Below are 20,211 nucleotides of genomic sequence, written 5' to 3' on the forward strand. Positions count from 1 at the left end.
CCTCACTGGACGGTGACCGTCCCGTGCATGAACGTGTGGATGGAGCAGATGTAGGAGTAGGTCCCCGGCGCGGTGAACGTGACGGTGAACTTGTCCGGGAACGGCGTCGACGAGATGCCGTCCAGCACCCCCGAGTTCAGGAAGCCGTCACCGTGGTTGTTGCCGTCGTAGGTCACCGTGCCCCCGGCCTCGCTCGGGTAGGCGTACTTCGGCGAGATGGCCAGGGTCGGCGGCCCCGGAGGCCCGCCGGGCAGCGGCGCCACGAACGTCGCGTCGGCGTCCTTGGCGAGCGCCTTGGTGTCCTTGGCGAACGTGAACGTGTGGTCCTCGGGCGTGCCCGGGGTCATCTCGAACGTCACCGGCGTGCCGACCGTCGTGGTCAGGTTGCCCGGCGTGAAGCGCAGCAGGACCGGGCCCTTGGTCGTGTCGGGCCCCGTGGTCACGGTGTTCGGCGACGCCGGGCCCGCGGCCTTGTCGAGCTTCTTGACGCCCGCGATCGCGGCCGCCAGCTGCTTCTTGACGCGGGCGGCGTCGGACTTCGCGCTCGGGACCGGCTTGCGCTTGCCCACGACCGTCACGGTGCCCTTCATCCCGAAGTGCACCGAGCAGTAGAACGTGTAGGTCCCGGCCTTGGGGAACTTCACGAGCCACGGCTTGGGCTTGCCCGGGCCCGTCGGCAGGCCGGAGCCGATCGCGGCCGCGCCCGTGTAGGGCTTGCCGCTCTTGGTCCCGATGCTGACGATCGACGGGATGATCGGGGTCGGCAGGCCGTTGAACCAGAACGGCGCGCCGAGGCTGTCGACGACGCCCGCGGCGGGATGAGTGGGGTCCAGCATCGCCAACGGCGCGGGCTTGGCGCCGCGCTTCGGGAACCCGATGTTGTGGAAGCCGAACCGCTCGAACTTCACGGTGTCCCCGACGTGGATCTTCACCGAGCCCGGGAAGAAGCTGTCGACGTCGGCGTCCTGCGGGACGCCGGCGGGCGGCTTGGCCAGCGGCGGCCCGGCGGTCACGATCTTCGTGGCCGCCTGCGACGCCGCGGGCAACGCAAGGCAACAGAGGGCCGCCGCAAGGGCGGCGGTGGAGGTTCGCTTCACTTCGGGACTCCCAACGACTGTGGTTTTTTGGACCGGCTCCGCCCCCGCTGAGAGCCAACGGCGCGACGCTACGTCGGCGCAAAAGCGGTGTGTAGGGGGCAGGCCGTACGTGCGCCAACCCTGGACTTTCGTCTAGGACTGGTGGTCTGGAGCCTGACATCTGCATGGGCGGCGCCAGGGAAGGGATCCGCGAGGCCCGAGGCGAACCCCGACGCAATGCCCGAGCCTCGAGCGCAGCGCACCCTCGTCAAGTCCCCGCCCGAGCTGTGGGCCGAGATCAGCGACGCCGGCACGCTGGCGCGCCATCTCGGCGAGTTCGGCGAGATCCACATCACCCGGCTGGAGGCCGAGACCACCGTCGTCTGGGAGGGCGACCGCGCGCGCGGCACGGTGGAGCTCGAGCCCTCGGGCTGGGGGACGCGGGTCACGATCACCGCCGCGGCGGTGGCGCCCGAGGCGCCCGCCGAGCCGGAGCCCGTCGCCGCGGCCGAGCCCGAGGCCGTCGCCGAGCAGCCCACGACGGAGGCCGAGGTGCCGGTGCCCGCGCCCGAGCCGGAGGTCCCGCCGCGGACAGGCCTGCTGGCCCGGCTCTTCCGCCGCCGGCGCCGCGCCCCCGCGGTGGCACCGGTCGCCGAGCCCGGCCCCGAGCCCGTGCTCGTCACCGAGCCGCCCGGGGCCGACCCGGAGCCCGCGGCCGAGCCCGAGCCCGTGGCCGCCGAGCCCGAGGCGCCCGAGGCCCCGCAGGCCCTCGACGACGAGCGCGTGGAGGCCGTGCTGGCCGGCGTCCTGGACGACCTCGGCGCCGCGCACCACCGCCCGTTCTCACGCGGGTAGCGGCCCCGCCGGGCGGGTCGCGCCGCCGATCCCGGGCCCGTCGAACTATCGTTCGCCGCCGCCCATGACCCACCGCCAGCACAACCCCGAGACGTTCGACGAGAAGCTGGAGCAGCTCGAGGAGCTGCGCCATGCCGCGATGCACTCCTCCCCCGAGGCCGAGGAGAAGCAGCACGCCCGCGGCAAGATGACCGCCCGGGAGCGCATCGAGAAGCTCCTGGACCCGGGGTCGTTCCAGGAGCTCGACACGTTCGTGCGCCACCGCACGCTGGACTTCGACATGCAGAAGACCCGGCCGTGGGGCGACGCGGTCGTCACGGGCCACGGGACCATCGAGGGCCGGCGCGTGTGCGTGTTCTCCCAGGACTTCACGGTCTTCGGCGGCTCGCTGGGCGAGGTCATGTCGGAGAAGATGTGCAAGATCATGGATCTCGCGGCCAAGATCGGCTGCCCCGTGATCGGCATCAACGACTCGGGCGGGGCGCGGATCCAGGAGGGCGTCGTGTCCCTGGGGGCCTACGGCGACGTCTTCACCCGCAACGTGCAGTGCTCGGGCGTGATCCCGCAGGTCAGCCTCATCATGGGTCCGTGCGCGGGCGGCGCGGTCTACTCGCCGGCGATCACCGACTTCATCTTCATGGTGAAGGAGTCCTCGCACATGTTCATCACCGGACCCGACGTCATCAAGACCGTCACGGGCGAGGAGGTGGACTTCGAGTCCCTCGGCGGCGCGATGACGCACAACACGAAGTCCGGCGTGGCGCACCTGGCCGCCGAGAACGAGGAGCAGCTCATCGAGGATACGCGGTACCTCATGTCGTTCCTGCCGCAGAACAACCTCGAGACGCCGCCGCGCGTCGCGCCCTCCGACGACCCCGGCCGCATGGACGCCGAGCTCGACACCGTCGTGCCCGACAACCCCAACAAGCCGTACGACATGCGCAACGTCATCCGGCTGGTCGTCGACGACGGCGAGTTCTTCGAGATCCACGAGCACTACGCGAAGAACATCGTGTGCGGGTTCTCGCGCCTGGACGGCTTCGCGGTCGGCGTGGTCGGCAACCAGCCGGCCCACATGGCCGGGGTCCTGGACATCGATGCCTCGGCCAAGGCGGCGCGCTTCGTGCGCACGTGCGACGCCTACAACATCCCGATCATCACGTTCACCGACGTCCCGGGCTTCCTGCCCGGCACGAGCCAGGAGTGGGGCGGCATCATCCGCCACGGCGCCAAGCTCCTGTACGCCTACGCGGAGGCGACGGTGCCCAAGATCACGGTCATCACCCGCAAGGCCTACGGCGGCGCCTACGACGTCATGGCCTCCAAGCACCTGCTCGCCGACTTCAACTTCGCGTGGCCCCAGGCCGAGGTCGCGGTCATGGGCCCCGAGGGCGCGGTGAACATCATCTACCGCCGCGACCTGGCGAGCTCGCCCACGCCCGAGGAGCGCCGCAGGAAGCTCATGGACGACTACAAGGCGCGCTTCGCCAACCCCTACAGCGCGGCCGAGCGCGGCTACATCGATGACGTCATCGTGCCCCACGAGACCCGTCCCAAGCTGATCACCGCCCTGCACACGCTGCAGACCAAGCGGGTCGCCGGACCCAAGCGCAAGCACGGCAACATCCCGCTCTGACGCGAAGTGCACATCGGCATCGGCGCCGGGAGGTAGGTTGGCGCCCATGCAGACCCGTCGTCAGTTCGTGGCCCGCGCAGGCGGGACCGTCGCCTCCGTTCTCGTGCCCGCCGCCATCGCCGCACCCCTGGCGCAGGCGCGCACGCGGCCGTACAAGGGGGGCCGCTTCCCCGACGGCGTGATCGCCGGCGACCCGACGCCGAAGGGCGTCAGCCTCTGGACGCGGTTCGACCCGTCGGGCGGCCCGTCGACGGGCTCGGTGACGCTCGAGGTCGCGACCGACAAGGCCTTCCGCAAGGTCGTCGCGCGGCGCGACGTGGCCACGAGCGCCAGGACCAACCACGCCGTCAAGGCACGCGTCACGGGCCTGAAGGCCCACGAGGAGTACTACTACCGCTTCGCCTCCAAGGGCGCCGACTCGGCCGTCGGGCGCTTCCGCACCGCGCTGCCCGCCGGCTCCAGGGAGACCGTGCGCTTCGCGTTCTTCTCCTGCCAGGACTACACCCACGGCTACTACAACGCCCTGGACGCCATGGCCGACGGCGACTACGACTTCGTCGTGTGCCTCGGCGACTACATCTACGCCGAGACCTACCACTCGCGCAAGGGCGGCACCGGCGTGCGCGACGACAAGATCGGCCGCGAGAACCCGCAGAACCCGGACATCGTCCGCGAGGCGGTCACGCTGGCCGACTACCGCGCCAAGTACGAGCTGTACCGCTCCGACCCCCTGCTGCGCGCGGTCCACGCCAAGTTCCCGATGGTCATGCTCTGGGACGACCACGAGGTCCAGGACAACTACGCCGGCCAGCCCGCCGACGGCGGCCTGCCGCCCGGCAAGCACTTCAGCCTGCAGCGCAAGAAGGCCGCCCGCCGGGCGTTCTTCGAGTCCATGCCGGCCTTCCCGGGCGGCGAGCGGCTGTACCGGACGCTGCAGTTCGGCTCGACCGTCGAGCTCTTGGTCATGGACCAGCGCTCCTATCGCGCCAACCAGCCGTGCGACGACGCGGTCGTCGCGCCCTGCGCCGACTACGACCAGCCGCGCGACTTCCTCGGCCGCCGGCAGATGAACTACATCAAGGACCGCCTCAAGGCCTCGACGGCCGCATGGAAGATCATGGCCAACGAGGTCACGATCATGCCGACCCGGGTCCTGGGCGGCGCGAACTTCACCTACGACAACTGGATCGGCTACCCGCAGGAGCGCGAGGAGCTGCTGACCCACATCCGCGACCAGCAGATCAAGGACGTCGTCTTCGTGACGGGTGACATCCACACGTTCATCGCCGGCGACGTGCGCACGGGCGACGGCGCGACGGGCGACACGGTGGCCACCGAGCTCGTCGGCGGCTCCATCACCTCCCAGTCGCTGGGCGAGACGACGCTGGACGCCGGCGGCGGGGTCACGATCAAGGGCAACGACGCCGACCCGTCCACGTCGCCCGACCTCATCAACGCGCTGCGCGACATCAACCCGCAGGTCGACAACGCCGACTTCGACCACCACGGGTTCGGCGCGGTGACCGCCACGCAGGAGGGGCTGACCTGCGAGCTCGTGCGGATGCAGACGATCAAGAAGCGCTCGTCGGCCCGCCTGCCCTCGGCGGACTGGACCTACCACGTCGCGCGCGGCGCGCCGTCGGTCAAGGGCCAGCACGGCCCGCCGGCGACGCCCGCCTAGGTGACGTGCCTCGGGACGTTCCGAACGTCTGAGGGCTGAAGTTGAGGCATCCGGGCTGAGACAGAGGCTGTGGGTCTTCTCAAGGATCCAACGGCCTCGGAGGTCATCAGCCCGGATGCAGTGCAAGCGTAGGTGGCTGCCCAGCTGGCAGCGTGTCGAGCTGGTTGATTGGTGTCTTGGCGAGGGACTTCCTCGACGCCAGGCAGCGGCCCGTCGGCGGGTGAGCGTGTCGACGGTGCAGTACTGGATCGACCGGTACCGCAACGCCTCAGACGCCGAGCGAGCGTCGGGCGCGTGGGCGCAGGATCGACCCTCGACGCCGCATCGCCAGCCGACGCGGTCCAGCGACGAGCTGCACGACCGTGTCTGCCAGGCGCGGACGCGGACGGGCTGGGGGCCGCGCCTGATCGCCTCCGAGCTCGGCATCGCGCACGCGACGGTCTCGCGCTGTCTGAAGCGGCGCGGCATGTCGCGCCAGCCGCCGGCGCCCCGAGAGGCGGTGCAGCGCTTTGAGTGGCCGTGCCCTGGGGCGTTGATCCAAAACGACGTCAAGCGTTTCGCGCGGTTCTCCTCACCCGGCCATGCCGTCACCGGCAACCGTCACCGCACGGGCGCCGAGAAGCGCCAGCGTGTCGGCTACGAGTTCGCCCACAGCGCGATCGACGACCACAGCCGCCTGGCCTACACCGAGCTGCACCGCGACGAGAAGGCCGCCACCGTCATCGGCTTCACCGAGCGGGCGATCGCGTTCTTCGCTGCGCACGGCATCATCATCGAGCGCTGGCAGACCGACAACGCCTGGACCTACACCCACAACAAGGCGCTGGCCGCCCTGTTTGACAGCCACGGCATCCGGCATCGCACGATCGCGCCCCGCACGCCGCGCCACAACGGCAAGGTCGAGCGCTACCAGCAGACCCTCAAACGCGAATGGGGCCTGGGACAGCGCTACCGCTCAAGCGACGCCAGAGCCGCAGCGCTGCCACACTGGCTGCACCACTACAACAACGAGCGGAACCACAGCTCGCTCGGCAACCGGCCGCCCATCACCCGCGTTCGGAACGACCTGAGGCAGAACACCTAGAGCCGGCGCGTCACGCGGTGCGCCGGGCCGGTGCCGTCGACGTGCGCGCCGCCGTCGCGCGGCCGGGCCACGAGGCGCAGGACCCGGCCGGCCGCGGCCCGCACGCGGGCCGCGAAGCGCCCGTGGCGCTGCACGGCCAGGCGCCGCACCCGGACCCAGCGGCCGGACGCCGTGCGGCGCTGGACGTCGACGATGCCGTCGCGGGTGTACGGGGCGACCGTGCCGCGAACCGCGACGGTGCGCGTGCCGCGCCGGCGCAGCATCGTCAGCACCGGTCGCGCGGCGCTGCGCAGCGTCAACGGGGCGCTCAGCGCGCCCGCGCCGACCGCCAGCACCCGGGTCGTCACCCGCAGCGCGGGGATCGTGAAGCGCGTCGTGCCGGTGGCGTCGGCGGGCACGTCGGTCTCGAGGTCGGCGAACGGCGCGCGGAACGGGTAGGCCGTGGCCCGCAGCGTCAGGGGCGTCCCCGCGCCGGCGCGGGCGACCGTCGCGCGCACGGTGACCGGGCGCCCGTAGGGCACCGTGGCGCCCTGTGTCCCCAACGTGATGGCCGGTGCGCCCGTCCCGCCGGCGTCCTGGCCGGCCGCCGTGCCCGCGCGCGTGCCCGCACCGCCGCCCGCGGGGCCGGCGCCGCCGCCCCCGCCGCCGCCGCCCCCGCCGGCGCCGGCGCCGGCGCCGGCGCTCCTGACGGTCACCGTCTCGGTCACGGCGCGCTGCTGCCCGCTCGTATCGGCCACCGAGAGCGTCGCGGCGTAGGTGCCCGGGGCGGCGTAGCGGTGCTGCGGGTTGCGCTGCGCCGAGGCCGTGCCGTCGCCGAACGTCCACCACCATTGCGACGGGGCGCCCGCCGTCGTGTCGGCGAAGCCCACCTGCTGCGCGTCGCCCCCGGCGCCCGGCGTGGCCGTGAACGCGGGCTGGGGCGCCGCCGGAGGCGGGGCCGACACCGGGACGTCGGCGTGCCAGTACTCGCGGCGCGAGGTGATGGAGGCCAGCACGACCATGCCCGTGGCCGACGACAGGCTCTGCTTCGTCGAGCTGGCGTCGTTGAGGTCGCCCGTGTCGGAGGTGAGGTCGCGCAGGATCGCGGTGCCCGGGTCGGCGGGCGGGCCGAAGGCGGGGCTGTCCATCGACGTGTGCTTCGTGCAGATGTCGCCGCCGGACTGCCCGTCGCCGCCGGCCGTGCGCGCGCACGTGGCGACCATGTCCAGCGTCCCCGCGCCCTCCTCGAGCAGCACGATCGGCCGCGTGTGCACCGGCCGCGAGCCGTAGACGGCCGACGTCCAGGTCCCGGCCACGCTGCGGCGCAGGAGCAGCAACAGCGGCTGGCCGTTGATCGTCGCGCTCGTCTTCGTGGCGGCGTACACGCGCCCGGCGCCGTCGGCCTTGAGGTTGATGTGGTCGTCGGCGGTCGGGCTGCCGGTGTCGATGGCCGTCGAGGACCAGGAGGCGGCTCCGTCGCCCGCGCCGTCGGCGTGCACGGCGAAGTTCATGGTGTCGTCGGTCTGGTCGCTCCACAGCACGCCGATGCGGTCGCCGCCGAAGTGGATGACCGAGGAGATGTCGTCGCTGGTCAGCACGCCCGAGCCGGGCAGCACGTAGGGCGTGCCCCAGGCCGCGTCGTCGCCGTCGGTGTGGTTGACGTAGACGCGGCCCTGCTGGGTCCAGGTCGCCCAGAGCCGTCCCGTGGAGTCCTTGTCGATGACCAGCGTCTCGGTCTGGGCCGCGTTGACGTCGGCCGGGAAGCCGGGGTCCAGCGTGTAGGCCTGCGAGGCGGGGTCGTAGGAGTAGCGCCAGAGCTTGCCGGCGAACATGCTGCTCGCCGGGATCCCGCCGCCGCTGTCGCGCAGGACGTGTGAGGCCACGTAGAGCTTGCCCGACGCCGCGTCCCACAGGGCGTCGTCGCGGGAGTCCAGCCGCGGGTCGATCGTGGGCCCCGTGTCGATCCAGCGCTCCGTCGTGCGGTCCAGCCGCGCGATGCGGTGGCCCGCGGCGGTCGTGCCCAGGCTCGCCCACCACGTGCCGTCGTTGAACCAGAGCTTGCTCTCGGGCTTGGAGGCGCTGGCGCCCGCGCCCCTCAGGGCGTAGGGGCCGTCGTCGACCCCGAGGTCGCCGGGCGCCGCCTGCGCCGCGGCCGGGGCGGTGGCGGCGATCGCCGCCACCGCGCACATCACCGCGACAGGGGTCCCTCCCCGTCGGCGCCATGGGCGCGCCGAAGTCCGCCCTGCCGTGAGCATCCACCCAGATTAGTGAGGTTTGGGCAGCCTTGCGAAGGATGAGCGCCGACGCGCCAGCCGTCGGCCCGCCGCCGGACACCGCCTCAGAGCGTGATCGTGGGCCCGCTCACGCGGCCGGCGCGCCAGGCGGCCAGGGCGGCGGAGGCGATCGCGAGGTCCTGGATGGCCAGGCCCGTGGAGTCGAACATCGTGGTCTGCGCGTCGTCGGTGCGCCCGGGCCGCTCGCCCGCGAGCACCGCGCCGAGATCGGTGACCTGGTCGCGCGTGACGAGGCCCTCCTCGACCGCACCGGTCAGCTCCCCGCCGTGCGAGGCCTGGGCCCACTCGTCGCAGAACAGGCGACAGGCCGCCACGGCGTCGACGCTGGCCTCGGCCTTGCCGGGCCCGTCGGCGCCGAGCATGTTGAAGTGGGTGCCGGGCCGCAGGTCGCCCGCGTCGACGACGACCTCGGACCCCGGGGTCACGCAGCAGATGACGTCGGCCTGCAGCGCCTCCTCACGCGTCCCCGTGCGCCACCCCAGCTCGTCGGCCAGCCCCTGCGCCGCCTCGGGCCGCGGGTCGGAGCAGATCCCCGGCCCGTAGCCGTCGGCGGCCAGGCAGCGCGCGGCCCAGGCGCCGTGCAGCCCGCAGCCGACGATGCCGACGCTCGACGCGTCCGCGCGGGCCAGCGCCCGCGCCGCGACCGCGGCGACGGCCCCCGTGCGCAGCGCGGTGACCGACCGCGCGTCGATGACGGCCAGGGGCTCGGAGGTCGTCGCGTCGCTGACCAGCAGCACGCCGAGCACCGTGGGCAGCGAGCGCGCGGGGTTGTCCGGGAAGGATGAGATCCACTTCAGGATGGCCAGCCCGTCGCCGAGCGCGGGCATCGCGCGGAAGTCGCCGTGCGGCGGGGACTGGAGGTAGACCTTGGCGGGCATCGACCACTCCCCCGCGCGGTGGCGGGTGAACGCCTCGCGCGTGCGGTCGATCGCCTCGCGGGGGGAGACGGCCGCCAGAACGGTGGCGTGGTCCAGGACGCAGACGTCGGGCATCCGGGCTTCGTACCACGTCAGGGGATCCGGGACCCGCCGCACGAACGGATGGGTACGTTTGGCGCGGGATGCCGACCGAACCACCGCCCTACGACCTGACGCTGGCCCGCGAGGCCTTCACCAACGCGGCCGCGCTGCACGCCGAGGCCACCCGGCGCGGCGCCGGCCGCCTCGTCCCGGCCGACCTCGACCGGCTGCGCGCCGCCGACGCCGCGTTCTGCGCGGCGGTCGCCGAGGGGCGCGTCGGGGACGCGATCGCCGCCGACGACGCGTTCCACCAGGTCCTCCTGGACGCGGCCGGCGACCCCGACCTGCTCGTGAGCAACGAGCTGCTGCGCCCACGCCTGCGCCGAATGGACCTCTGGCTCTTCAGCCGCAAGACGTTCGCGCCGGGGCCGAGCTCGCACCCGGAGATCATCGCGGCCCTGGAGGCCGGCGACGCCGAGCGCGCCGCCGTGCTCGTGCAGCGCAGCTTCACCGAGGCCGGCGAGGCGCTGGCCGCGGTGCTCGCGCGCCGGGGCACCGGCGGGGGCGGCGGGAACGCCGGGGGCCGGTAGGCTCACGCCGTGCCCAACCGCCGCCCCAAGCTCGAGATCGTCGCCCCGTCGGCCTCGCCGGAGGAGGCGGCCGCCGTCGTCGCCGCCGTCGAGCGGTTCCTGCGCGACCACGCGCCGGTCATCGTGGCCGAGCCCCCGCGCCCGAGCCCGTGGCAGCGCGCGGCGCTGCTGGAGGGCACGGGCCGCGAGCCCGACGCCCCGTCGCCCTGGGGCGACCCCGTCCGCTGGGGCTAGGCCACGGGCCGCCGAGGCGAGCGCCAACGCGCCAGCCTTGCGCCGCCGGCCCCGAGGGTGTCGAATCGGGCGCGGTCCGGCCGTCGGGTCACCGAGCGGCCGGGGACACCGGCCGAGACGACCAGCCCACGGAGGCCACCCATGAAGTACATGCTGCTGCTCTACGTCCCGCCCGAGGGCCGCGACCATCCCGACGCCGCCGGCATGGAGGCGTGGTTCGGCTACACCCGCGCCCTGCAGGAGGCGGGCGTGCTCGTCGCCGGCGACGCGCTCCAGGGCCTGGAGGCCGCGACGACGGTGCGCGTCCGCGGGGGCGAGACCCTCGTCGCCGACGGGCCGTTCGCCGAGACCAAGGAGATGCTCGGCGGCTACTACCTCATCGACGTGCCCGACCTCGACGCCGCCCTCGCGTGGGCCGCGAAGGTCCCCAACGCGCCCTACGGCAGCGTCGAGGTGCGCCCGCTCATGGAGCTGCCGGCCGAGGTGCCGGCCTGAGGCGGTGAGCGCCGCCGCGACCGGGGCGTCCGAGCCCCTGGGCGAGGACCCGCCGCCGTGTCCGGGCCCCTAGGCGAGGACACGGCCGTGGCCCGGGCCTTCCGCGAGGAGGGCCCGGGCATCCTGGCCACGCTCATCGGCCAGGTCGGTGACTTCCAGCTCGCCGAGGACGCCCTGCAGGACGCGTTCGCCGCCGCGGTCGCGACGTGGCCGCGCGATGGCGTCCCGGACCGTCCCGGCGCGTGGATCACGACGACGGCGCGCCGCCGGGCGATCGACCGGCTGCGCCGGGAGCGGGGCCTGGCCGACCGGATCGTGCGGCTGGCGCACGCCGCCGCGCTGGAGGCCGCCGGCGACGAGGAGGATCCCGGCGAGCCCCCGCCGATCGGCGACGACCGGCTGCGGCTCATGTTCACCTGCTGCCACCCGGCGCTGGCCCTCGAGGCCCGCGTCGCGCTCACGCTCAAGAGCCTCGGCGGCCTGACCACGGCCGAGGTCGCGCGGGCCCTGCTGACCAGCGAGCCGGCGATGGCCCAGCGGCTCGTGCGCGCCAAGCGCAGGATCGCGGCCGCCGGCATCCCCTACCGCGTGCCGCCCGCGCACCTGCTGCCCGAGCGCCTCTCGGGAGTGCTGGCCGTCGTCTACCTCGTCTTCAACGAGGGCTACGCGCCCGGCGACGGCGACCGGCTCGTGCGCGGCGAGCTGTGCGCGGAGGCGATCCGCCTGGGACGGCTGCTCGTCCGGCTCATGGGCGATGACCCCGAGACGCTCGGCCTCCTGGCGCTCATGCTCCTGCAGGACGCCCGCCGCGGCGCGCGCGTCGACGGCGACGGGGCGGCGGTCCCGCTCGACCGCCAGGACCGCGAGCAGTGGGACCGCGGGCGCATCGCCGAGGGCGTGCGCGCGCTGGACGAGGCGCTCGTGCTGCGCGCCCCGGGCCCCTACCAGCTGCAGGCCGCGATCGCCGCGCTGCACGCCACCGCGCCGGAGGCCGCGGCGACCGACTGGGCGCAGATCGCCGCGCTGTACGCCGAGCTCGACCGGCGCGCGCCGTCGCCCGTCGTGCGCATCAACCGGGCGGCGGCCCTGGCCTTCGCCGGCAGCCCGGAGGCCGGGCTGTCGCTCCTGCAGCCGCTGGTCTCCGACCCGCGCCTGGCGGCCTACGCGCCGCTGCACGCCGCCCACGCCGAGCTGCTGCGCCGCGTCGACGCGCCCGAGGCGGCGCGCGCGGCCTACGACCGGGCCATCGCCGCCACGGCCAACGCCGTCCAGCGGGCGGAGCTGACCCGCCGCCGCGCGCTCGTCGCCTGAGGTCGCATCCTCTCCACCCGCTCCAGGCGGAAATCCGCGCCGGGGCGGCCGTTTCTTGAATAGGTAGATTTGCGATCGGGTTTTGATAGGTTGACCGTCCGCCCGCACCCGACCGGAGATCGAACGCACCTCATGGAGCCCAGCACCGCCGGCCGCAAGGGGAGCCTCACCGACCCCGAGGTCTACGAGAACGTCCCCGGCCAGATCATCCCCGCGATCGCCCGGGAGTTCGACGACTTCGACAACGAGGCCGAGAAGTACCTCTCCGGCCAGACGCCCGAGAACGAGTTCATCGGCTTCCGCCTGAAGCAGGGCGTCTACGGCCAGCGCCAGCCCGACGTCCAGATGATCAGGATCAAGCTGCCCTTCGGCGGCATCACGCCGGACCAGATGGACAACTTCGCCGACGTCATCGAGCGCTACGCGCCGCTGAACAAGGGCCACATCACCACGCGGCAGAACATCCAGATCCACCACGTGCCGCTGCGCGACGCCGCCGCCCTGATCCGCGACCTCTCCGAGACGGGCCTCTCCAGCCGCGAGGGCTGCGGCAACACGGTGCGCAACGTCACGGGCGACCCGTGGGCGGGCATCCGCGAGGACGAGGTCTTCGACCCGACGCCCTATGTCGGCGCCTACGTCCGCTACTTCGTGCGCCACCCCACGACGCAGCTCATGCCGCGCAAGGTCAAGACGGCCTTCGAGGGCACGCCCTCGGAGGACCGCTCGATCACCGGCATCCACGACATCGCGTTCATCGCCAGGTACGGCGAGGACGGGACGAAGGGCTTCGAGGTCCGGGTCGGCGGCGGCACGGCGATCATGCCGCGCATCGCCCCGACGCTCTACGACTTCGTCGAGGCCGACAACGGCGACTACCTCAAGGTGGCCGAGGCCGTCTTCCGCATCTTCGACGCGCAGGACTGGCTGCGCGTCAACCGCGCCCGCGCCCGCCTGAAGGTCTTCGTCGACAAGTTCGGCATCGACGAGCTGCGCGCGCAGGTCGACGAGCAGCTCAAGGGCGACTGGGTGCACGAGCGCGACTTCTCCGTGGCCCCGCGGCGCTTCGACTACGACGAGGAGGCCGGCGCCCCCGAGGTGCCGGCGTCCTACGGCTCGCCCAACGGCGACCTGTCGGAGTTCGAGCGCTTCTGCGGCTCCAACGTCGTGGCCCAGCGCCAGGCCGGCTTCAGCGCCGTCGAGGTCAAGGTCTACCGCGGCGACCTCACGCCGGAGCAGTTCCGCGGGCTCGGCCAGCTCATGCGCGACTTCTCGGGCGGCAACGCCCGCATGACCGTCGGGCAGAACATCGTCCTGCGCTGGGTGCGCGACGAGGCCGTCTACGACGTCTGGCAGCGCCTGGTCGAGCTCGGCCTCGGCGAGGCCGGCGCCCAGGAGATCACCGACAACGTCTCCTGCCCCGGCACCGACAGCTGCAAGCTGGGCATCACGAGCTCGATGGGCCTCAACGCGGCCATCAACCAGAAGCTGCGCGAGATGGACATCACCGACCCGCTGTCGCGCCGCATCCACATCAAGAACTCCGGCTGCCCCAACGGCTGCAGCCAGCACCACATCGCCGACCTCGGGTTCTACGGCGCGTCGATCAAGGTCGGGGAGCACACGATCCCGGCCTACGTCGCGCACGTCGGCGGGGTCTACGAGGAGGGCCGGGTCGCCTACGGCACCCGCCTCAAGGTCCGCCTGCCCGCCAAGCGCGTCCCCGACGCGGTCGAGCGCTGGGTGCGCATGTACGAGGCCGAGCGCACCGAGGGCGAGACGTTCAAGGCCTACGCCGACCGCGTCGGCACGGCCCGCTTCGAGGACGAGGTCAAGGGCGACCTGGCCCTGCCCGTCGAGTTCGGGCTCGACACCATGAACATGTTCCTGGACTGGGATCGCCACCAGCCCTTCGCCGTCCAGCGTGGCGAGGGCGAGTGCGCGGTCTAGGCGAGCAGCTCACCGAGACCCTCCGGCAGGCCACCGGCCACGACCGGCTCGTCCTCCTGTGCTCCTTCCAGAAGGAGGAGTCGGTGATCCTCGACGAGCTGGCGGCCGTCGCCGGCGGCCTGGACGGCATTCGCGTGGTCACGATCGACACCGGGGTTCTCTTCGCGGAGACCCTGGCAACCTGGAAGCGATTCGAGGATCATTTCGGCGTGCGCATCGAGGTGCAGGACGCAGCCTCTCCGTCGGAGCCATGGACCGGGCCCGAGCACTGCTGCACGCCCCTGAAGGTCGCCGGCCTGGAGCGCGCGCTCGGCGACGCCGACGCGTGGGTCACCGGGGTGCGCCGTGAGCAGGCCGCGACGCGCGCGGACGCCGAGCTCGTGGAGGTCGACCCCAGGCGGGGGATCGCCAAGTACAACCCGCTCGCGTTCTGGACCGAGAAGGACATCTGGAACCGCATCCTGGAGCGCGGGCTGCCCTACCACCCGCTGCACGACCAGGGCTATGCCTCCATCGGGTGCGCGTGCTGCACCCAGCCCGGCGACGGCCGCGAGGGTCGCTGGGCCGGGACCGACAAGACCGAGTGCGGGCTGCACGTCGTATGAGCGAGCGCTGACCCTTGGATCCGCTCGTCATGGTCTTCGGCCTCGGGGTCGGCGTGCTCATCGGGATGACCGGCATCGGCGGCGGCTCGCTCATGACGCCGCTGCTCATCCTGTTCGCCGGCGTGCACCCGACGGTCGCCATCGGGACCGACCTGGCCTACGGCGCGCTCACCAAGACGGTCGGCGGCTGGCGCCACCTGCGCAAGGGCACCGTCGACCTCGGCGTCTCCAAGTGGCTGGCCTTCGGCAGCGTGCCGGGCTCGATCCTGGGCGTCGTCCTGCTCGACGCGGTCCTCAAGCGCAGGCCCGACATCCTGCTCACCGGCGTCGCCGTCGCCCTGCTGGTCGTCGCGGTGTCCATCCTCTTCCGCGCCCTGTTCCTGCAGGCCGCGATCGCCCGCGAGCGCGACACGGTCGTGCTGACCACCACGGTCAAGGCCTCCGCCGTCGGCCTCGGCGCCGTGCTCGGCCTGCTGCTGGGCCTCACCAGCGTGGGCTCCGGCGCGCTGATCGGCCTGGCCCTCATCCTGGTCTTCCGCCTGACCCCGCACCGCGTCGTGGGCACCGACGTCTTCCACGCCGCGATCGTGCTCTGGGCCGCGGGCCTGGCGCAGGGGGTCGCCGGCAACATCGACTTCGTCCTGATGGGCAACATCCTCATCGGGTCGCTGCCGGGCGTGCTCATCGGCACCGCGCTCATCGACCGGATCCCGTCCGTCGTCCTGCGCCCGCTGCTGGGCTGCGTCCTGCTCGGCTCGGCCCTGGGCGTCCTCACCAAGGCCGGGGTCGACCTGCCGACCTGGACCATCGTGGGCGTCCCCGCGCTCGTCGGGCTGGCCTTCACCCTGGTCCACCGCGGTCGCGCCCGCCATCGCGCCATGAACGAGAAGCCGACCCCGGAGGTCGTCCCCGTATGAGCTCGCACGCCCTGAGCCACCTGCAGGCCCTCGAGGCCGAGGCCATCCACGTGATGCGCGAGGTCGCCGCCGAGCGCGAGAGGCCCGTGCTGCTGTTCAGCGGCGGCAAGGACTCCATCGTGCTCGTACGCCTGGCCGAGAAGGCCTTCCGCCCCGGCCGCTTCCCGTTCCCGCTCATGCACGTCGACACGGGCCACAACTTCGCCGAGGTCATCGCGTTCCGCGACCGGATGGCCGACGAGCTCGGCGAGCGCCTGGTCGTCGCGTCGGTGCAGGAGTCGATCGACCGCGGCCGCGTCGTCGAGGAGACCGGGCCCCGCGCCTCGCGCAACCGCCTGCAGACCACGACGCTGCTCGACGCGCTGGCCGAGTACGGGTTCGACGCCGCCTTCGGGGGCGCGCGCCGCGACGAGGAGCGCGCGCGGGCCAAGGAGCGCATCCTCTCCTTCCGCGACGACTTCGGCGGCTGGGACCCCAAGGCCCAGCGGCCCGAGCTGTGGAACCTCTACAACACCCGCGTGCGCCGCGGCGAGAACGTCCGCGCGTTCCCGCTCAGCAACTGGACCGAGCTCGACGTGTGGCAGTACATCCTCCAGGAGCAGATCGAGGTGCCCTCGATCTACCTGGCCCACGAGCGGCGGGTCTTCCGCCGCGACGGGATGCTCTACGCCGACTCCGAGTTCATCGCCCGCGACGCCCGCGACTCCGATCCGTTCAGGGCCTCGGTGCGCTACCGCACCGTCGGCGACATGTCGTGCACCGGCGCCGTGGCGTCGGAGGCCTCGACGCTCGAGCAGGTCGTGGCCGAGATCGCCGCCACCGACGTGACCGAGCGCGGCGAGACCCGCGCCGACGACCGCGTGTCGGAGTCGGCGATGGAAGACCGCAAGGTCGCCGGGTACTTCTAGGCCTCCATGAGCACCCTCCTGCGCCTCGCCACGGCGGGCTCCGTCGACGACGGCAAGTCCACGCTCATCGGACGGCTGCTGCACGACAGCAAGGCGATCCTCGCCGACCAGTACGCCGACCTCAACGGCCGCGACGGCGAGCTGGACCTGTCGCGCCTGACCGACGGCCTGAAGGCCGAGCGCGAGCAGGGCATCACGATCGACGTCGCCTACCGGTACTTCGCCACCCCCAACCGCGACTACATCCTGGCCGACACGCCGGGCCACGTGCAGTACACGCGCAACATGGTCACCGGTGCGTCGACGGCCGACGTGGCGATCGTCCTGGTCGACGCGCGCCACGGCGTGGTCGAGCAGACCAAGCGCCACGCGTTCATCGCGGCGCTGCTCGGCATCCCGCACCTGGTGGTCGCGGTCAACAAGATGGACCTCGTCGGGTTCTCCGAGGAGGTCTTCGACGGGATCGTCCGCGACTTCTGCGGCTTCCGCCGCCGCCTGAGCTCGCCCGACGTCGCGTTCATCCCGATCAGCGCCCTCAACGGCGACAACGTGGTCGACCGCTCCGAGGCCATGCCGTGGTACGGCGGCGCGCCGCTGCTGGCCCACCTCGAGGCCATCGACCCCGCCGACGACCGCAACCTCACCGACCTGCGCTTCCCGGTCCAGCTCGTCATCCGCAGCGAGGGCAACGACTTCCGCGGCTACGCCGGCCAGGTCGCCTCCGGCGTCGTGCGCCCCGGCGACCGGGTGCGCATCCTGCCCTCGGGCGTCGAGTCCGTGGTCGCGTCGGTCGAGACGTTCGACGGCCCCCTGACCGAGGCCGTGCCGCCGCAGAGCGTCACGGTCCGCCTCGCCGACGACGTCGACGCCTCGCGCGGCGACGTGATCGTCCACGCCGACGGCGACGCGGCCGCCGTGCGCGAGCTCGAGGCCGACGTGTGCTGGTTCGCCGAGCGCCCGCTGCGCCCGGGCGCGCGCTACCTGCTCAAGCACCTGACCCAGACCGTCGACGTCGTGGTCGACGAGATCCGCGACCTGCTCGACGTCCACACCCTGGACCGCCACGCCCCGCCGACAGAGCTCGGGCTCAACGACATCGGGCGCGTGCGGCTGCGCACCCGCCGCCCGCTCGTCGCCGACCCCTACGCCTCCAACCGCGCGACCGGCGCCTTCATCCTCATCGACGAGACCTCCAACGACACGGTCGCCGGAGGCATGGTCAGCAGCACGTAGGGCGGACCAAAGGTGATGCGCGCGGCCCCGGCGCCGGCGCCGTCGTGCTCGCCATCGTCCACGTGAACGGGTTGGAGCGGTAGGCGGCCGCCCGCCCAGGACCACCCGTGCGCGTCGCGTTCTGCGGCCGTCCCGGAGCCCCGCAGGGCCCATCCCCAGAACTGGCTGGACATCCGTCCGGTCCGATTCGGACAGTCGTCCAGTTCTGCTCCGGGCCTCGCGCGGGTGTCGATCCTGTGCTCATCGCCGGCGCCATGGACGGCCCGGCCGGACCCGAGGAAGTAGAAGATGCGGAACCCCAAGGCCAAGCTCATGCGTCTGGCCGGCGCGGTCGCGGTCATCGCGCTCGTCGTCGAGGCGCTCGGCGCCGGCTTCAAGTGGTAGGCGCCGTGCGCGCCCCGCTGGCCACGATCCGGCCCCAGTGGGTCGAGATCAGGAAGTGGTAGCCACCGCACCGTGATCGTGCGCCCGGCGCGCCCCGGAGTCCAGGGCGCGCCGCGGCGCGCCGTCGTCCCCGCGACCGCCATGTCCTCGCTGCTCCGCCCCTTCAGGCTCTACGTCGCCGCCGTCTGCGTGGCGGGCTCGGCCCTGGGCGGCCTGCTCCTGATGGCCGACCACGGGCGGCTGCAGCACACCTGGTCCCCCGCGGTGGCGATGCTGGTCCTGCTCGCGCTCGTCGGGGAGTTCGTCCCGATCCGCGTCTTCCGGCGCGGCGCCGAGGGCGACCTGACCGTCTCGACCGCCTTCGCGTTCGCCCTGCTGCTCGACGCCGGCCCGGCGGCCGCCGCGCTGACGCTGGTGCTGGCGACCGTGGCCTCCGACGCGCGGGCCCGCAAGCCGCTCGTGCGGATCTGGTTCAACGCCGCGCAGTACTGCATCGCCCTGGCCGCGGCGTGGGTCGTGCTCGACGCGTTGACCGACGTCCCGCACGCCACGGGCCCGGCGTTCCTGCCCGGCGACCTGCCGGCCATGATGGCCTCGGCGCTGGCGTTCTTCGTCACCAACGCCCTGCTGGTCGCCATCGTCGTCGCGCTCGCGCAGGGCTTCTCGGTCCGCGCCTATCTGCGCGAGGACCTCGTCTTCGTCGGCGCCGCGGCGGGCATGGCGCTCGCCCTGGCGCCGCTGGCCGTCCTGGCCACCGAGTTCAGCTTCCTGCTCGTCGCCACGCTCGCGCTGCCCCTGCTGGGCGTCTACCGCGGCGCGCGCCAGGCGCTGGAGCTCGAGCACCACTCGCTGCACGACTCGCTCACCGGGCTGCCGAACCGCAGCATGCTGCGCACGCGGCTGGAGAACGCGCTGCGCGCCGCCGTCCGCGAGGACGACGCCGGCGCGACCGTGATGCTGCTCGACCTCGACCACTTCAAGGAGATCAACGACACGCTCGGGCACATGCACGGCGACCTGCTGCTCGGCGAGGTCGCCGAGCGCCTGCGCCGCGGCGTCCGGGCCGAGGACCTCGTCGCGCGGCTGGGCGGTGACGAGTTCGCCATCGTCCTCGGGGGCTCCGACGCCCCCGACCATGCCGTGGAGCTGGCGCGGCGGCTGCTCGTCGAGCTCGCCGCCCCCGTCGAGGTCGAGGGGATCACGCTCCGCGTCGAGGCCAGCATCGGCATCGCGTCCTGGCCCGACCACGGCGCCGACGTCGAGACGCTCATGCGCCGCGCCGACATCGCGATGTACGTGGCCAAGGGCGGGCGCACCGGCGTCGAGGTCTACGACGAGCGCCACGAGAGCAACACGCCCGCGCGCCTGAGCCTCGCCGGCGAGCTGCGCGACGGCCTGGACCTCGGCGAGCTCGAGGTCTTCTTCCAGCCGCAGGCCGAGCTGCGCACCGGCGACGTCCGCGGCGTCGAGGCGCTCGTGCGCTGGCACCACCCCGTCCACGGCCTGCTGGCCCCCGACGAGTTCATCCCCGTCGCCGAGAACACCGGCCTCATCGCGCCGCTGACGCTGACGGTGCTCGACCAGTCCCTGGCCCAGCTCGACGCCTGGGACGGCGAGGGGCTGCACCTTGAGATGGCGGTCAACCTCTCCACGCGCAACCTGCTGGACCGCGACCTGCCCGCCCACATCTCGACGCTGCTGGCCAAGCACCGCATCGCGCCCGCGCGGCTGGAGATCGAGATCACCGAGAGCATGGTCTCCGAGGACCCCCAGCGGGTGTTCGCCGTCCTGGACGCCGTCGCCGCGCTCGGCGTGCGCATCACGCTCGACGACTTCGGGACCGGGTACTCGTCGCTGGCCAACCTGCGGGACCTGCCCGTGGGCCGGGTCAAGATCGACCGCTCGTTCATCTCCGGGATGGCCGAGCACTCCGCCGACGCCATCATCGTGGCCTCGACCATCGAGATGGCCCAGCGCCTGGGCCTCACGGTCGTGGCCGAGGGCGTCGAGAGCGCCGAGG

Annotated in this window: 16 protein-coding genes and 1 pseudogene; 14 read left to right on the forward strand and 3 right to left on the reverse strand. The window is 73.0% G+C overall.

The genetic code is table 11. The features are described from left to right. Positions 1-2 precede the first annotated feature (2 nt). Positions 3-1,046, reverse strand: a complete 1,044-nt coding sequence (locus tag FSW04_RS00980; protein ID WP_146915324.1) for a plastocyanin/azurin family copper-binding protein — start codon at positions 1,044-1,046, stop codon at positions 3-5. Positions 1,047-1,313: 267 nt separating this feature from the next. On the opposite strand from FSW04_RS00980, the gene FSW04_RS25490 reads away from it, so the two are divergent. The 4 genes from FSW04_RS25490 (at position 1,314) to FSW04_RS01000 (ending at position 6,332) form a co-directional block, all read left to right on the forward strand. Continuing rightward, positions 1,314-1,931: a hypothetical protein gene (locus tag FSW04_RS25490; protein WP_187369132.1), complete on the forward strand. Its 618-nt coding sequence runs from the start codon at positions 1,314-1,316 to the stop codon at positions 1,929-1,931. Positions 1,932-1,995: 64 nt separating this feature from the next. Beyond that, positions 1,996-3,567, forward strand: a complete 1,572-nt coding sequence (locus tag FSW04_RS00990) for an acyl-CoA carboxylase subunit beta (protein WP_146915326.1) — start codon at positions 1,996-1,998, stop codon at positions 3,565-3,567. A gap of 46 nt (positions 3,568-3,613) precedes the next feature. After that, positions 3,614-5,248: an alkaline phosphatase D family protein gene (locus tag FSW04_RS00995; protein WP_146915328.1), complete on the forward strand. Its 1,635-nt coding sequence runs from the start codon at positions 3,614-3,616 to the stop codon at positions 5,246-5,248. A 115-nt stretch (positions 5,249-5,363) separates the two neighbouring features. Continuing rightward, a complete protein-coding gene (locus FSW04_RS01000; RefSeq protein WP_146915331.1) occupies positions 5,364-6,332 on the forward strand; it encodes an IS481 family transposase in 969 nt (322 codons plus the stop codon). On the opposite strand, the gene FSW04_RS01005 is transcribed toward FSW04_RS01000, so the two are convergent. Continuing rightward, on the reverse strand, positions 6,329-8,500 hold the full coding sequence (locus tag FSW04_RS01005) for a PKD domain-containing protein (protein ID WP_228431364.1): 2,172 nt from the start codon (positions 8,498-8,500) through the stop codon (positions 6,329-6,331). The two genes, FSW04_RS01000 and FSW04_RS01005, sit on opposite strands and share 4 nt — an antisense overlap. A gap of 149 nt (positions 8,501-8,649) precedes the next feature. Next, positions 8,650-9,597, reverse strand: a complete 948-nt coding sequence (locus FSW04_RS01010; RefSeq protein ID WP_146915336.1) for an ornithine cyclodeaminase family protein — start codon at positions 9,595-9,597, stop codon at positions 8,650-8,652. Positions 9,598-9,665: 68 nt separating this feature from the next. Between FSW04_RS01010 and FSW04_RS01015 the strand changes: the two genes are divergently transcribed. The 10 genes and pseudogenes from FSW04_RS01015 to FSW04_RS28245 form a co-directional block, all read left to right on the forward strand. Further along, positions 9,666-10,154 (forward strand): FCD domain-containing protein, encoded by a 489-nt coding sequence (locus FSW04_RS01015; protein WP_146915338.1) that lies wholly within the window; start codon positions 9,666-9,668, stop codon positions 10,152-10,154. A 9-nt stretch (positions 10,155-10,163) separates the two neighbouring features. Further along, positions 10,164-10,388 carry a hypothetical protein gene (locus tag FSW04_RS01020; RefSeq protein ID WP_146915340.1) on the forward strand — a complete coding sequence of 75 codons (225 nt, stop codon included), beginning with the start codon at positions 10,164-10,166 and terminating at the stop codon, positions 10,386-10,388. A 141-nt stretch (positions 10,389-10,529) separates the two neighbouring features. Continuing rightward, entirely contained in the window at positions 10,530-10,883 is a 354-nt protein-coding gene (locus FSW04_RS01025) for a YciI family protein (RefSeq protein ID WP_146915342.1), read from the forward strand. 57 nt (positions 10,884-10,940) lie between these two features. After that, complete coding sequence (locus FSW04_RS01030) at positions 10,941-12,194, forward strand: RNA polymerase sigma factor (RefSeq protein ID WP_187369133.1); 1,254 nt, start codon at positions 10,941-10,943, stop codon at positions 12,192-12,194. 132 nt (positions 12,195-12,326) lie between these two features. Next, positions 12,327-14,144 carry a nitrite/sulfite reductase gene (locus tag FSW04_RS01035; protein WP_146915344.1) on the forward strand — a complete coding sequence of 606 codons (1,818 nt, stop codon included), beginning with the start codon at positions 12,327-12,329 and terminating at the stop codon, positions 14,142-14,144. After that, the gene (locus FSW04_RS01040) at positions 14,132-14,749 is read left to right on the forward strand and encodes a phosphoadenylyl-sulfate reductase (protein ID WP_187369134.1); all 618 of its coding nucleotides are present in this window, start codon (positions 14,132-14,134) and stop codon (positions 14,747-14,749) included. Before FSW04_RS01035 ends, FSW04_RS01040 begins: the two co-directional genes overlap by 13 nt. 14 nt (positions 14,750-14,763) lie before the next feature. Continuing rightward, the gene (locus tag FSW04_RS01045) at positions 14,764-15,666 is read left to right on the forward strand and encodes a sulfite exporter TauE/SafE family protein (protein WP_146915346.1); all 903 of its coding nucleotides are present in this window, start codon (positions 14,764-14,766) and stop codon (positions 15,664-15,666) included. Next, positions 15,663-16,574 carry a sulfate adenylyltransferase subunit CysD gene (cysD, locus tag FSW04_RS01050; protein WP_146915348.1) on the forward strand — a complete coding sequence of 304 codons (912 nt, stop codon included), beginning with the start codon at positions 15,663-15,665 and terminating at the stop codon, positions 16,572-16,574. Before FSW04_RS01045 ends, cysD begins: the two co-directional genes overlap by 4 nt. A gap of 6 nt (positions 16,575-16,580) precedes the next feature. Then, complete coding sequence (locus tag FSW04_RS01055; protein WP_146915350.1) at positions 16,581-17,807, forward strand: sulfate adenylyltransferase subunit 1; 1,227 nt, start codon at positions 16,581-16,583, stop codon at positions 17,805-17,807. 1,269 nt (positions 17,808-19,076) lie between these two features. Further along, positions 19,077-20,210 (forward strand): annotated as a pseudogene (locus FSW04_RS28245) (putative bifunctional diguanylate cyclase/phosphodiesterase); the annotation flags it as partial. Between the last annotated feature and the right edge of the window lies 1 nt (position 20,211).

The organism is Baekduia soli (assembly GCF_007970665.1).
GTDB lineage: Bacteria > Actinomycetota > Thermoleophilia > Solirubrobacterales > Solirubrobacteraceae > Baekduia > Baekduia soli.

What these genes read in the sequence shown, in the direction of transcription:
- FSW04_RS01035 (WP_146915344.1), top strand. Translation starts at nt 12,327, where the DNA reads ATGGAGCCCAGCACCGCCGGCCGCAAGGGGAGCCTCACCGACCCCGAG.
- FSW04_RS25490 (WP_187369132.1), top strand. Translation starts at nt 1,314, where the DNA reads ATGCCCGAGCCTCGAGCGCAGCGCACCCTCGTCAAGTCCCCGCCCGAG.
- FSW04_RS01000 (WP_146915331.1), top strand. Translation starts at nt 5,364, where the DNA reads ATGCAGTGCAAGCGTAGGTGGCTGCCCAGCTGGCAGCGTGTCGAGCTG.
- FSW04_RS01025 (WP_146915342.1), top strand. Translation starts at nt 10,530, where the DNA reads ATGAAGTACATGCTGCTGCTCTACGTCCCGCCCGAGGGCCGCGACCAT.
- cysD (WP_146915348.1), top strand. Translation starts at nt 15,663, where the DNA reads ATGAGCTCGCACGCCCTGAGCCACCTGCAGGCCCTCGAGGCCGAGGCC.
- FSW04_RS01010 (WP_146915336.1), bottom strand. Translation starts at nt 9,597, where the DNA reads ATGCCCGACGTCTGCGTCCTGGACCACGCCACCGTTCTGGCGGCCGTC.
- FSW04_RS01015 (WP_146915338.1), top strand. Translation starts at nt 9,666, where the DNA reads ATGCCGACCGAACCACCGCCCTACGACCTGACGCTGGCCCGCGAGGCC.
- FSW04_RS01055 (WP_146915350.1), top strand. Translation starts at nt 16,581, where the DNA reads ATGAGCACCCTCCTGCGCCTCGCCACGGCGGGCTCCGTCGACGACGGC.
- FSW04_RS00995 (WP_146915328.1), top strand. Translation starts at nt 3,614, where the DNA reads ATGCAGACCCGTCGTCAGTTCGTGGCCCGCGCAGGCGGGACCGTCGCC.
- FSW04_RS01005 (WP_228431364.1), bottom strand. Translation starts at nt 8,500, where the DNA reads ATGTGCGCGGTGGCGGCGATCGCCGCCACCGCCCCGGCCGCGGCGCAG.
- FSW04_RS00990 (WP_146915326.1), top strand. Translation starts at nt 1,996, where the DNA reads ATGACCCACCGCCAGCACAACCCCGAGACGTTCGACGAGAAGCTGGAG.